We start from the raw sequence: 11,604 nt of genomic DNA on the forward strand, positions 1-11,604 counted from the left end.
CGCCCTCAGGTCGGCCTTAGGTCTCCCTCAGGTCGCCCTCAGGTGCGCAAGGCCGGCGTCCAGGTCTGTTGCTGGGCGGGTTCGGTCACGGGCTGCGCCGGCTTCGGTCGGGGTGCTGGGCCCTTGGCCTGAGACGATGGCTGGGCCTGCCGTGCTTGCTCGGCGCCGGATTTGGCCAGCAGCATCATCACGGCCATGCAGATCAGCGTCAGCATGAGCACCACGCAGATGGGACCCAGATCCACGGAGGCGATGTCCAGCCCCTTCAGCGACTGCCAGCGTTCTGAGCGTACTTCCAGTGGTTCTTCGGGATCGGCCATGGCACCTCCACTGCGTTGAGTGTGGACACATGCTAGGCGTAAGTGAGCATGCAAACAATATGGGGACTTCGCCAGGATGTGAGGGTATACAGCAGCCCCGGCTCGGTTGGCTTCACGCTTGAAGGCTCTTTCCGCTGCTGCCGTGTGACAGCTACTTGACCCACATCAACTGCACCGCCACGGCCAGGGCGATGGCCAGCAGCCCCAGCAGCACGGCCATTGCCACGACGGTGACCGCCCTGCGGCGCTTTGCCTTGCGGGGGTTGCGCAAACGGGGCGGGGTGGGAGGGGGCTGCGTGGCATCCAGCGCCGCAATTCTTGCCAGCCAGTCTTCGGCTGTGGGCAAGGTGGGGGTGGGCGATGCGGAGGGTGAGGCGGGGGGCGATGCGGGTGGTGAGACGGGCTTGCCACGGTTCATGGCCCCAGCTCCTGACGCATCTCTTCAAGCACCTGCACGGCGCCCTGGATCATGGCCAGCCTGTGCTGCAGCGCAGCCTTTTGGGCCTGCAGCCGGTCCAGCTGCTCGGCAACCAGCGCCTCGTCGGCCCGCAGCTTCTTCAGCCGCTCCTGTATGGCCTCCATTTCCGGGGCGCTCATCTGCCAATCCTCCAGCATCGAAGGGCGCCGAGCGTGGCCCGGACCCTTCTCACAATTCACACGAATGCCGGCAATTATCTGTGCGCCTTAGTGATTGGCTATGAATGAATTGACATAGATTGTCATCGACCGGCGCAGAAGGCCGAAGGCTGTGCAGTTGTTCAAAGCAGCCAGGTCCTGTTGGGCCGGTTGCCGTCGATTTCCACAAGTCCTGCGTCCTGCAGTATGGGCAGGATGTAGGTGATCACCACGGCTGCGTTGTCGTTGGCCTGTTTGGCCGCAAAGCCCAGAAAGCCGGGCCGGTGCTGGCTGGAGGCCACGATGCAGGGCCGCTCGGCGCCGTGATGCTCCTGGGCCAGATGGCGCAGCACGGCGCCGAAGGCTTCCCGCCTTATGCGCACCGTGTTGCCCTTGTGCGTTCTGACTTCCAGGCCGCTGTCGCTGCGGCGGATGACAGTGAAGGACGCGGTGCGTCCCTTGTCGGGCGTCTTCAGGGGCTTGTCCTGGGCGATGCCGTCCCAGAAGGCATTGAAATCGTTGTTGGAGAGCACGCGCACGAAAAAGAGGTCCATTGCCTGGAGGTTTTCTTGGACGTGGAGTCTCCCTGGCTTCGACTGGCCGAAGATGAGCAAATCTGAGCAGTGCCGCTCAATGCGCGAGAAATTTGAGGAAGATCCGGCCTTGCCGCGTTCTGACCTCGGTCCCTTCGATAAAGCCCATCAGTCTGGCCGAACCGTCCATGGAGTACAGCGCCGGTCCATCGATGCGGTAGATGGGCCTGGTCCCGCAACGGACGAATTCATCGCCTTCGACACGCCCGATTTCGTTTCCGTGCCCATCAAGCACAGTCCACGAGCCTCCTGCAATCATGGCCTCACCCGGCAGTTGCCGGTTCCCAAGTGAAACCACCAATCTAAGGAACGCGAGGTGTCTGAATCTGAGCGAATCTGAGCAGTCGTGTAAAGCTGGGCCGCCGACGTCTTGGGCAGGGTCCTGTGGAAATTCGTGTGCGCCAGGCTCAAGCCGCATCGCACCGGCCAAAAGAAGCTGGCTGCGATCTAGGGGCACTGCATGCGTGGGCGATTGAGCGGTTCGCAGCCAAGTAGAATTGTTTCATATCAAAGACATGCTGCTCTGAAAGTTGCAGCGACCGGGCCCGCTTGGCGGGCCTTGTGCATGGGGCGCGGTCCCGCAGCCGGTATCTGGGTGCATGTCCTGATTCTCTGTAGGCCCGGCCTGCGATCCAATCTCGCGCATGGGGCTGAGCCTTCTCGTCAAATTGCTCTCATTTATGAAGATCTGCTGTCGCCAACCGGATGCGCCTGCGGCATTGCCTTTCGGCTTGCCCGGGGGCCATGCCGTGTGGTGCACGCCGCGCTGCGGAGGGCGGGCGTGAGCGAGCAGGCGCTGTACGATCTGGCCCCCGTTCTGGAGCTGATGCTGCTGGGCCTGTTGCTGGCACTGGGCCCCCTGGCCTGGGTGTGGCTGCGCAACCGCAGCGGCGGCTCGCTCAAGCGGCTGCAGGCGCTGTCGGTGCTCACGCTGTTCCTGACCTTCGATCTGGTGCTGTTCGGCGCCTTCACCCGCCTGACCGATTCCGGCCTGGGCTGCCCCGACTGGCCGGGCTGCTATGGCAGCGCCAGCCCCATGGGCGCCCGCGCGCAGATTGCCGAGGCCCAGGCCGCCATGCCCACCGGGCCGGTGACGCATGGCAAGGCATGGATAGAGATGGTCCACCGCTATCTGGCCACCACCGTGGGCGTGCTCATCATCGCCATGACCATCATGGCCTGGCGGCGCGCGCGGCGCCTGGGCAGGGCGGGTGGCGCAGGCGCCGAGCGTACAGGGGCGGAGGGCACAGGCGGTGCCCTGAGTCCGTGGTGGCCCACGCTGGCGCTGTTCTGGGTCTGCCTGCAGGGCGCCTTTGGCGCCTGGACCGTGACCATGAAGCTTTTCCCGGCCATCGTGACCCTGCACCTGCTGGGCGGCACGGGGCTGCTGGCCTTGCTGTGCGTGCCCGCCGTGGGGCTGAGCCGTGCTGCGCGTCGGCAAGAGGCGACCGTGATTTCAACTGCGCTGCGCGCGGGGCTGTGGCTGGGCCTTGCGCTGCTGGTGCTGCAGGTGGCGCTGGGCGGCTGGGTCAGCACCAACTATGCGGTGCTGGCATGCAGCAGTTTCCCGACCTGCCAGGGAAGTTGGTGGCCGGCCATGGATTTTTCGCAGGCGCTGCAGATCTGGCGGCCGCTGGGGCTGCTGCAGGACGGCAGCAACATCAGCTTTGCGGGCCTCACGGCCATCCACTATCTGCACCGCCTGGCGGCCTATGTGGTGGTGGCTGCGCTGGCCGGGCTGTGGTGGCGTTTGGGTGAGGTGCCCGCACTGGCGTCGCAGCGCCGCGTGCTGGGTGCGTTTTTGGTGCTGCAGGTGCTGACAGGCCTGTCGAACGTGGTGCTCGATTGGCCGCTGGTGGCCGCGGTGCTGCATACGGGCGGCGCAGCTGCGCTGGTGACCGTGATTGTTTGGTGCCTGGCGGCCAGCCGCCCGGGCGCACTGCGGGACGGTCTGCCGGTTGCCCGTGGAGAGATTGCATGAGTAAACAAGCTTCCCTGAGTGTCGAGCCCTCGCGCTGGACACAGTTCTATGCCCTGACCAAGCCGCGTGTGGTGCAGCTGATCGTGTTCTGCGCACTGATCGGCATGGTGCTGGCCGTGCCCGGCTGGCCCAACGCCGACCAGTGGCTGCACATGGCGCTGGCCTGCCTGGGCATCTGGCTGGTGGCGGGCGCGGCTGCCGCCTTCAACTGCCTGGTGGAGCGCCATATCGATGCGCGCATGAAGCGCACCTCATGGCGGCCCACGGCGCGCGGCGAGCTGAGCAGCCAGCAGGCGCTGGCCTTCTCGGCCATCCTGTGCACGCTGGGCGCGCTGGTGCTGTTGCTGTGCACCAACCCGCTGACCATGTGGCTGACGCTGGCCACCTTCGTGGGCTATGCCGTGATCTACACGGTGATCCTCAAGCCTGCCACGCCGCAGAACATCGTGATCGGCGGCGCCTCCGGTGCCATGCCGCCCGTGCTGGGCTGGGCCGCGATGACGGGCCAGGTCGGTCCCGAGGCGCTGATCCTGTTCCTCATCATCTTCCTGTGGACGCCGCCCCATTTCTGGGCGCTGGCGCTGTACCGCGTGGAAGACTACCGCCAGTCCGGCCTGCCCATGCTGCCCGTGACGCATGGCAGCGAGTACACGCGGCTGCAGATCCTGCTGTACACGGTGATCCTGTTTGCGGCCTGCATGCTGCCCTTCATGTACGGCATGAGCTCCTGGCTGTACCTGGTGGTGGCCGTGGTGCTGAGCGTGGGCTTCTGTGTCTATGCCTTTGCACTGTGGCGCAATTACTCGGACCAGCTGTCGCGCAAGACATTCCGCTTCTCGCTGATCCACCTGAGCGTGCTGTTCCTGGCGCTGCTGATCGATCACTACCTCTGGCTGGGCTGATGGCCTGAGGGCCATGGCCGCGCAATGAAAAACCGGGCCCTTGAGGCCCGGTTTGCCTTTTGTTGCCTGCCGCCTTACTTGATCTGCCGCTTTTCCAGCTTGCGCGCCAGCGTGCGCCGGTGCATGCCCAGGCGGCGGGCGGCTTCGGAGATGTTGAAATCGCTCTCGGCCAGGGTTTCGTGGATGTGTTCCCACTCCAGCGTCTTGATGGAGGTGGGGTTGCGTGATAGTTCCACGTCGGTGCGGCCTTCGAGGCGGCCGAAGGCGGCCTCGATATCGTCGGTGTTGGAGGGCTTGGCCAGATAGTGGCATGCGCCTAGCTTGACCGCCTCCACCGCCGTGGCAATGCTGGCATAGCCGGTAAGCACGACGATCAGCGCCTCGGGGCTGTGCTGGTGCAGCATCTGCACGCAGCTCAGGCCCGACGCGTTGCCCGCCAGCTTGAGGTCCATGACGGCGTATTGCGGCGAGTGCGTCTGCAGCAGCTCGCGCACTTCCTCGGCGCTGGCGGCCTGCAGCACGCGGTAGCCGCGCCGCTCGAATGAGCGCGTCAGCGTGCGCGCAAAGGTCGCATCGTCTTCAACCAGCAGCAGGAGGCGGGAGCTGTCCATGGGCGATTCGGGTTCCTGTGGGCGCCGCTTCAGGCGCCGGGTTCAATGGCAATCGATGACAGGGGCAGGCGGATCTCCACCTCACTGCCCCGCGGCGGGGTGTTCCTCACCTGAACGCGTCCGCCCAGCGAGCGCGCCACGTTGAGCACAAGGAACAGGCCCAGCCCCCGGCCCGGGCGCTCCGTCTTGGTGGAGATATGGCGCTGGCCCAGCTGTTCCAGCACGGCGGGTGCAAAGCCCGGTCCCTTGTCGCGCACGGTGATGCACAGCATGCCGGTGCGCACGGCCAGGTGCAGCGCCACATGGCGGGGGGAGGCTTCGGCCGCATTGTCGAGCACATTGCAAACCATTTGCTGCAACGCGGTATCGGAAAGAATGGGGAAGTCCTCGTCGGCCTGGACATAGTCGAAATGCTCCACGGCGTGGCGTGACTGCCAGTGCGCGACCACGCCGTCCATGAAGGCGCGCAGCGTGGTAGCCTGTGGCGCATCGGCGCGGGTCTCGCCGGCCGACATGAGCACGCTGGAGACGATGGACTTGCAGCGCAGCAGCTGCTGCTGCATTTCCTGCAGGTCGGCCAGCAGGTCGGGGTCTTGCGTGATGGCGGGCATGCGCTGCCAGTCGCCCAGGATGACGGACATGGTGGACAGCGGCGTGCCCAGCTCGTGCGCCGCGCCCGTGGCCAGCAGGCCCATGCGCACGATGTGCTCCTCTTCGCTGGCACGCTGGCGCATGTTGGCCAGCCGTGCGTCACGCCGGCGCAGGTTGGAGACGATGCGGCGCAGGAAGACGACCAGCAGCACCGTGGTCAGCCCGAAGCTGATCAGAATGCCGCTCACGTACAGGCCGGGCAGCCCGTCCGGTCCCGCCGCGCCAATGGGCAGGGGCCAGTGCACGATGGCCAGCACCAGGGTGCACAGCGAGGTGCTGGCAACGATGATCCAGGCGTGCACGGGCCTGAGCAGCACGGCGCCCAGAATGCCCTGCAGCAGGAACAGATAGATGAAGGGATTGCTGGCGCCGCCGCTCAAATACAGCTGTATGGCCAGGGCGAGCACGTCGGCCAGCAGGGCCAGGAACAGGTTGCGCGCCGAGATCTGGCGGCGGTGGCTGCGGTACCAGTAGATGTAGCCAAGATTGGTGAAGACGCTGGCCATCAGCACCAGGGCCATGGCCGGCAGCGGCAGGGTGATGCCGAAGCCGTAGTGCACCAGGGAGATGGTGATCACCTGCCCGACCACGGCAAACCAGCGCAGCTGTATCAGCAGCTGCATGTTCTGGCGTTCGGTGGTGCGCTCGACGCGGAACAGGGACTCTGAAGGCGAATTCACGCGGGCGATTGTGCGCTACCGCAGGCAGCCGTGGCGCGGCAGGGTCTTGTAGAGGACTGGCGTAAAAAAGGCCACCGATGTCATCGGTGGCCCTGTTGCCTGCAGCGACGGCTTTACGGCCTTGCGGCCTTACGGCTTGCTGCTTGCCTGCCGGTCATTGCGCCTGACCAGCCAGGCCGCGCCGACCACCATCAGCGCCAGCCCGTACCAGGTCAGCGCATAGACCAGGTGGCTGTTGGGGAAGCGGATCACGGTCATGCCCGGGCGCGGCCAGGTGCCGTCTGCCACGGGCTGGCCCGGCAGGCCTGCGTCGATGAAGTAGGGGGCTGCATGGTCCAGGCCCTGGGCCTGTGCAATGGCCGCCACATCGCGCGAGAACCAGCGCTGCTGCGCGGGATCGTTCTCACGCAGGAAGCCGCCGCGCGGCTCGCTGATGCGCAGCAGGCCGGCCACCGTCACCGGGTCCTGGGGCGCCTGTGCGGGCTGATCCTGCCAGCGCGCGCGCTGCGCTGTGGGAATGAAGCCCCGGTTCACCAACACCTGGTTGCCGTCGTCCATCTGCAGCGGCGTCAGCACCCAGAAGCCGGCGCCCAATTCGGTCACGGCCTGGGTCAGCACGGTCTTGCCGGCCAGCCAGTGGCCGCTGGCCTGCACGGCGCGGTACTCGTGGTCGGCGGCCGTGATCTGCGGCCATTCGGCGGGCGGGGGCAGGGCCGCGGGCGCGGCGTGCACGCGCTGGTCCACGCGCTCTATCAAGTCCAGCTTCCAGGCACGGCGCTGGACCTGCCAGCTGCCCAGGAAGATGAAGCCCAAAAACAAGGCGATGCCCACCGAGATGAGCATCGCCTGAGCGAGTGGGCCACGCCGGCGCGATGCGCCGGCGTGGCTGGAGGGCCCGGAGTTTCCGGATGCGGTCAAGGCGTGACCGAGGCCGGAGCCGTCTGCGCGGCAGGGTCGGCCGGCATGGTGTGCTGGGGCATCATGTTGGTGTTCATGTGGAACATGACCCACAGGGTGCCCGCAATGCCGATGGCCACGAAGACCACGGTGAAGATGGTGGACAGCAGGGTCCAGCCGCCTTCGATCTTGCCGTTCATGTGCAGGAAGAAGACCATGTGGACCAGGATCTGCACCACGGCGAAGCCGCCGAGCACCATCACGGCCGTTGCACGGTCCGAGATGACATTGCTCATCACCAGCCAGAACGGGATGGCCGTCAGGATGATCGAGAGCACGAAGCCCCACATATAGCCCGAGAACGTGCTGTGCGGGCCTGCGTCGTGGTGGTGATCGTCATGGCCGTGATGGTCGTGGTGACCGTGGCCATGGCCGGCGTGGATGTCGTGTGCAGCCATTTACAGCACCCCCATCAGGTAAACAAAAGTGAAGACGCCGATCCAGACCACGTCCAAGAAGTGCCAGAACATCGACAGGCACATCAGGCGGCGGTTGTTCTCGTGCGTCAGGCCGTGCTTGTTGATCTGGATCATCAGCGTGACCAGCCAGATCAGGCCGAAGCTCACGTGCAGGCCGTGGGTGCCCACCAGCGTGAAGAACGAGGACAGGAAGGCGCTGCGCTGCGGGCCTGCGCCCTCGTGCAGCAGGTGGGAGAACTCATAGAGCTCCAGGCCCAGGAAGCACAGGCCGAACAGGCCGGTGATGGCCAGCCACAGCTGGGTGCCGCCCAGCTTGCCCTGCTGCTTTTGCAGCATGGCGAAGCCGAAGGTGATGGACGACAGCAGCAGGAAGGCCGTGTTCATCGCCACCAGGGGCAGGTCGAACAGCTGGGCGCCCGTAGGGCCTGCAGCGTAGTTGCGGCCCAGCACGCCATAGGTGGCGAACAGCGCTGCAAAGATCAGGCAGTCGCTCATCAGGTAGAGCCAGAAGCCCAGAGCGGTGCCGTTTTCGGGATGGGGCTCCTCGGCGAGGTGGTACTCGCGCGGGGCCAGGGCGGCAGCGCCGCCTGCGGTGTAACGGGTATCAGACATGACGTGCCAGCTGTTGTGTGCGCAGTTCTTCCGTGGCCGCGACTTCTGCGGCGGGGATGTAGTAGTCGCGCTTGTAGTTGAACGTGTGGATGATCGACGCCAGCACGGTGGCGGCGAACGACGCAATGGCCAGGGGCCACATGTGCCAGATCATCGCGAAGCCGAAGACCGTGGACAGCGCTGCGATCACGACGCCGGCGCCGGTGTTGGACGGCATGTGGACGGGCTTGAAGCCGGTCAGCGGACGCTGGTAGCCGTGCTTCTTCATGTCCCACCAGGCATCGATCTCATGCACCACGGGCGTGAAGGCGAAGTTGTACTGGGGAGGGGGCGAGGAGGTGGCCCACTCCAGCGTGCGGCCTTCCCATGGGTCGCCGGTCACGTCACGCAGCTGGTCGCGCTTGAAGTAGCTGACCACCAGCTGGATCAGGAAGCTGCCGATGCCCAGTGCCACCAAGCCGGCGCCCAGGGCGGCGATCACGAACCAGATCTGCAGCGAGGGGTCCTCGAAGTGGTTGGCACGGCGTGTCACGCCCATCAGGCCCAGCACGTACAGCGGAGTGAAGGCGACCCAGAAGCCGACCAGCCAGAACCAGAACGAGCACTTGCCCCAGAACTCGTCGAGCTTGTAGCCGAAGGCCTTGGGGAACCAGAAGTTGATGCCGGCGAACACGCCGAACACCACGCCGCCGATGATCACGTTGTGGAAGTGGGCGATCAGGAACAGGCTGTTGTGCAGCACGAAGTCGGCCGGGGGAACGGCCAGCAGCACGCCGGTCATGCCGCCGATGGCGAAGGTGCACATGAAGCCCACGGTCCACAGCATCGGCACCGTGAAGCGGATGCGGCCGCGGTACATGGTGAACAGCCAGTTGAAGATCTTGGCGCCCGTCGGGATCGAGATGATCATCGTCGTGATGCCGAAGAAGGTGTTCACGCTGGCGCCGGAGCCCATGGTGAAGAAGTGGTGCAGCCAGACCAGGTAGGACAGGATGGTGATACACACCGTCGCGTACACCATGGAGGTGTAGCCGAACAGGCGCTTGCGGCTGAAGGTGGAGACGATCTCCGAGAAGATGCCGAAGCAGGGCAGGATCAGGATGTAGACCTCGGGGTGGCCCCAGATCCAGATCAGGTTCACGTACAGCATGGGGTTGCCGCCCAGCTCGTTCGTGAAGAAGTTCGTGCCGACGTAGCGGTCCAGCGACATCAGCACCAGGGCTGCGGTCAGGATGGGGAACGAGGCCACGATCAGCGCGTTGGTGCACAGGGCGGTCCAGGTGAAGACGGGCATCTTCATCAGGTTCATGCCGGGTGCGCGCATCTTGATGATGGTCACGATCAGGTTGATGCCTGACAGCGTGGTGCCGACGCCGGCCACCTGCAATCCCCAGATGTAGTAGTCAAGCCCGACCCCGGGGTTCTGCGCCCCCAGGTTGGACAGTGCCAGCCAGCCGGAGGTGGAGAACTCGCCCAGGAACAGCGAGATCATCACCAGCACGGCGCCGCCCGTGGTCATCCAGAAGCTGAAGTTGTTCAGGAACGGGAAGGACACGTCGCGGGCGCCGATCTGCAGCGGCACCAGATAGTTCATCAGGCCTGTCACGAAGGGCATGGCCACGAAGAAGATCATGATCACGCCGTGTGCCGTGAAGATCTGGTCGTAGTGGTGCGGAGGCAGGTAGCCCAGGTTGTCGCCGAAGGCCATGGCCTGCTGCAGGCGCATCATCAGCGCGTCGGCAAAGCCGCGCAGCAGCATGACCAGACCGAGGATCATGTACATGATGCCGATCTTCTTGTGGTCGATGCTGCACAGCCAGTCGCGCCACAGCGGGCCCCACAGGCGGAACTTGGTGAGCAGGCCCAGCACGGCAAGGCCGCCGAGCACCACGGCGATGAAGGTCGCCAGCACGATGGGCTCATGCGCCATCGGGATGGAGTCCCAAGTGATGCGTCCCAGCAGCCAGTGGGCCTGTGCCGGGGAGGTATGTTCAGACATATCGAGTCTCTTAGGTCGTGATGGGAGCGGGCGGCGGTCTGGCCGTCGTCCGCGTCCGCTAACTGCTTATTGCTGCGCAGCGGCTGCGGAGCCGTCGCGCTGGTCCAGGAAGGCCACGACGCGGTCGGCGTTTTGCACCGTGCACACATCCTGGGGCAGGTTCATGCCCACGGCCTTGAGATAGGCTTCGCCGCCGGCAGCGTCGATGGCCATCATGTGATGCATGCACATCTTGCCTTCTTCGACACAGCGGTTGAGCACCTTGTCGTACAGGCCTTCGTCCACCGTGGCGAAGCGCTCGACCGGGTTGCGCTCGCTGGGCTTGACCAGGTTCAGGTAGGTATCGCGCGTCAGGGCCTTGCCTTCGGACTTGGCCTTGGCAACCCACTGATCGAACTCTTCGTTGCTCAGGCCATGGAACTTGAACGTCATGCCCGAGAAGCCGGCGCCGCTGTAGTGCGATGCCAGGCCGTGGAACACGCCGGGCTTGTTGATCACGGCGTTCAGCTCGGTCTGCATGCCGGGCATGGCATAGATCATGCCGGCCAGGTCAGGCACGTAGAAGGAGTTCATCGTCGAGGTGGCGGTCAGCTTGAAGTGGATGGGACGATCCACGGGAGCGGCCAGCTCGTTGACGGTGGCGATGCCTTTTTCAGGGATGAAGAACAGCCACTTCCAGTCCATGGCCACGACCTGCACCTCCAGCGGCTTGACATCGGTGCTCAGCGGCTTGGTGGCCGAGACGCGGTCCAGCGGACGGTAGGGGTCCAGCTTGTGGGTGCTGATCCAGGTGATGGCGCCCAGCGCGATGATGATCATCAGCGGCACGGACCAGATCACCAGCTCCAGCGTGGTGGAGTGGTGCCATTCGGGGTCGTAGTGGGCCTCGGTGTTCGACTGGCGGTATTTCCAGGCGAAAAGCAGCGTGAGGATGATCACCGGGATGATGATGATCAGCATCAGCAAGGTGGCCGTGACCACCAGGTTGCCTTGCTGCGCGGCGATGTCGCCGGCGGGGTTGAGCACGACGGCTTTGCTGCAGCCAGTGAGACTGGCTGTCAAAGCGGCCGCGGTGAGCCACGCAGGCCCACGGAGTTCCTTGATTTTTAGCATGCTAGGGGCGCAACAAGAGCGCGTTTACATAGAAACGCGGATTACAAGATCCGGGCAAATGTATTACGAAGTATAAATTTGTCCATTGGACATTTTGTCCAACGTCAAGGAGAACCCGGGAACTTTCTGCTACCTGGGCGGGTGCACGGCA

The 11,604-nt window shown here is 64.8% G+C and carries 13 protein-coding genes; 2 read left to right on the forward strand and 11 right to left on the reverse strand.

Features of this window, described 5'->3' with window-relative positions; translation table 11 throughout:
* Positions 1-38: 38 nt before the first annotated feature.
* The 4 genes from IB269_RS06740 to IB269_RS06755 all read right to left on the reverse strand — a co-directional run bounded on the left by IB269_RS06740 (position 39) and on the right by IB269_RS06755 (position 1,489).
* A complete protein-coding gene (locus IB269_RS06740) occupies positions 39-320 on the reverse strand; it encodes a hypothetical protein (RefSeq protein WP_012205894.1) in 282 nt (93 codons plus the stop codon).
* 151 nt (positions 321-471) lie between these two features.
* Positions 472-738 carry a hypothetical protein gene (locus tag IB269_RS06745; RefSeq protein WP_192366726.1) on the reverse strand — a complete coding sequence of 89 codons (267 nt, stop codon included), beginning with the start codon at positions 736-738 and terminating at the stop codon, positions 472-474.
* Positions 735-917 (reverse strand): hypothetical protein, encoded by a 183-nt coding sequence (locus IB269_RS06750; RefSeq protein ID WP_225613976.1) that lies wholly within the window; start codon positions 915-917, stop codon positions 735-737. Before IB269_RS06750 ends, IB269_RS06745 begins: the two co-directional genes overlap by 4 nt.
* 161 nt (positions 918-1,078) lie before the next feature.
* Positions 1,079-1,489, reverse strand: a complete 411-nt coding sequence (locus IB269_RS06755) for a hypothetical protein (protein ID WP_013802153.1) — start codon at positions 1,487-1,489, stop codon at positions 1,079-1,081.
* A gap of 820 nt (positions 1,490-2,309) precedes the next feature.
* Between IB269_RS06755 and IB269_RS06765 the strand changes: the two genes are divergently transcribed.
* Both IB269_RS06765 and cyoE read left to right on the forward strand, forming a co-directional pair.
* Positions 2,310-3,509, forward strand: a complete 1,200-nt coding sequence (locus tag IB269_RS06765) for a COX15/CtaA family protein (RefSeq protein ID WP_192366728.1) — start codon at positions 2,310-2,312, stop codon at positions 3,507-3,509.
* Positions 3,506-4,411 carry a heme o synthase gene (gene cyoE / locus IB269_RS06770; protein ID WP_192366729.1) on the forward strand — a complete coding sequence of 302 codons (906 nt, stop codon included), beginning with the start codon at positions 3,506-3,508 and terminating at the stop codon, positions 4,409-4,411. Before IB269_RS06765 ends, cyoE begins: the two co-directional genes overlap by 4 nt.
* A 74-nt stretch (positions 4,412-4,485) precedes the next feature.
* Here the strand turns inward: cyoE and IB269_RS06775 are convergent, their stop codons facing one another.
* The 7 genes from IB269_RS06775 to cyoA form a co-directional block, all read right to left on the reverse strand.
* On the reverse strand, positions 4,486-5,022 hold the full coding sequence (locus IB269_RS06775) for a response regulator transcription factor (RefSeq protein WP_013802156.1): 537 nt from the start codon (positions 5,020-5,022) through the stop codon (positions 4,486-4,488).
* Between the two features lie 29 nt (positions 5,023-5,051).
* Entirely contained in the window at positions 5,052-6,353 is a 1,302-nt protein-coding gene (locus IB269_RS06780) for an ATP-binding protein (protein WP_013802157.1), read from the reverse strand.
* A 129-nt stretch (positions 6,354-6,482) separates the two neighbouring features.
* Positions 6,483-7,196: an SURF1 family protein gene (locus IB269_RS06785; RefSeq protein WP_065346354.1), complete on the reverse strand. Its 714-nt coding sequence runs from the start codon at positions 7,194-7,196 to the stop codon at positions 6,483-6,485.
* A gap of 71 nt (positions 7,197-7,267) precedes the next feature.
* On the reverse strand, positions 7,268-7,708 hold the full coding sequence (gene cyoD / locus IB269_RS06790; protein WP_012205885.1) for a cytochrome o ubiquinol oxidase subunit IV: 441 nt from the start codon (positions 7,706-7,708) through the stop codon (positions 7,268-7,270).
* Complete coding sequence (cyoC, locus tag IB269_RS06795) at positions 7,709-8,341, reverse strand: cytochrome o ubiquinol oxidase subunit III (RefSeq protein ID WP_012205884.1); 633 nt, start codon at positions 8,339-8,341, stop codon at positions 7,709-7,711.
* The gene (gene cyoB / locus IB269_RS06800; protein WP_013802159.1) at positions 8,334-10,340 is read right to left on the reverse strand and encodes a cytochrome o ubiquinol oxidase subunit I; all 2,007 of its coding nucleotides are present in this window, start codon (positions 10,338-10,340) and stop codon (positions 8,334-8,336) included. Before cyoB ends, cyoC begins: the two co-directional genes overlap by 8 nt.
* A gap of 66 nt (positions 10,341-10,406) precedes the next feature.
* Complete coding sequence (cyoA, locus tag IB269_RS06805; protein ID WP_012205882.1) at positions 10,407-11,453, reverse strand: ubiquinol oxidase subunit II; 1,047 nt, start codon at positions 11,451-11,453, stop codon at positions 10,407-10,409.
* Positions 11,454-11,604: the final 151 nt, after the last annotated feature.

The sequence above is a fragment of the Delftia sp. DLF01 genome (genome assembly GCF_014852125.1).
GTDB lineage: Bacteria > Pseudomonadota > Gammaproteobacteria > Burkholderiales > Burkholderiaceae_C > Comamonas > Comamonas acidovorans.

Coding starts and splice junctions, on each gene's coding strand:
- IB269_RS06740 (WP_012205894.1), bottom strand. CDS start 320: ATGGCCGATCCCGAAGAACCACTGGAAGTACGCTCAGAACGCTGGCAG.
- IB269_RS06745 (WP_192366726.1), bottom strand. CDS start 738: ATGAACCGTGGCAAGCCCGTCTCACCACCCGCATCGCCCCCCGCCTCA.
- IB269_RS06750 (WP_225613976.1), bottom strand. CDS start 917: ATGAGCGCCCCGGAAATGGAGGCCATACAGGAGCGGCTGAAGAAGCTG.
- IB269_RS06755 (WP_013802153.1), bottom strand. CDS start 1,489: ATGGACCTCTTTTTCGTGCGCGTGCTCTCCAACAACGATTTCAATGCC.
- cyoE (WP_192366729.1), top strand. CDS start 3,506: ATGAGTAAACAAGCTTCCCTGAGTGTCGAGCCCTCGCGCTGGACACAG.
- IB269_RS06775 (WP_013802156.1), bottom strand. CDS start 5,022: ATGGACAGCTCCCGCCTCCTGCTGCTGGTTGAAGACGATGCGACCTTT.
- IB269_RS06785 (WP_065346354.1), bottom strand. CDS start 7,196: ATGCTCATCTCGGTGGGCATCGCCTTGTTTTTGGGCTTCATCTTCCTG.
- cyoD (WP_012205885.1), bottom strand. CDS start 7,708: ATGGCTGCACACGACATCCACGCCGGCCATGGCCACGGTCACCACGAC.
- cyoC (WP_012205884.1), bottom strand. CDS start 8,341: ATGTCTGATACCCGTTACACCGCAGGCGGCGCTGCCGCCCTGGCCCCG.
- cyoB (WP_013802159.1), bottom strand. CDS start 10,340: ATGTCTGAACATACCTCCCCGGCACAGGCCCACTGGCTGCTGGGACGC.
- cyoA (WP_012205882.1), bottom strand. CDS start 11,453: ATGCTAAAAATCAAGGAACTCCGTGGGCCTGCGTGGCTCACCGCGGCC.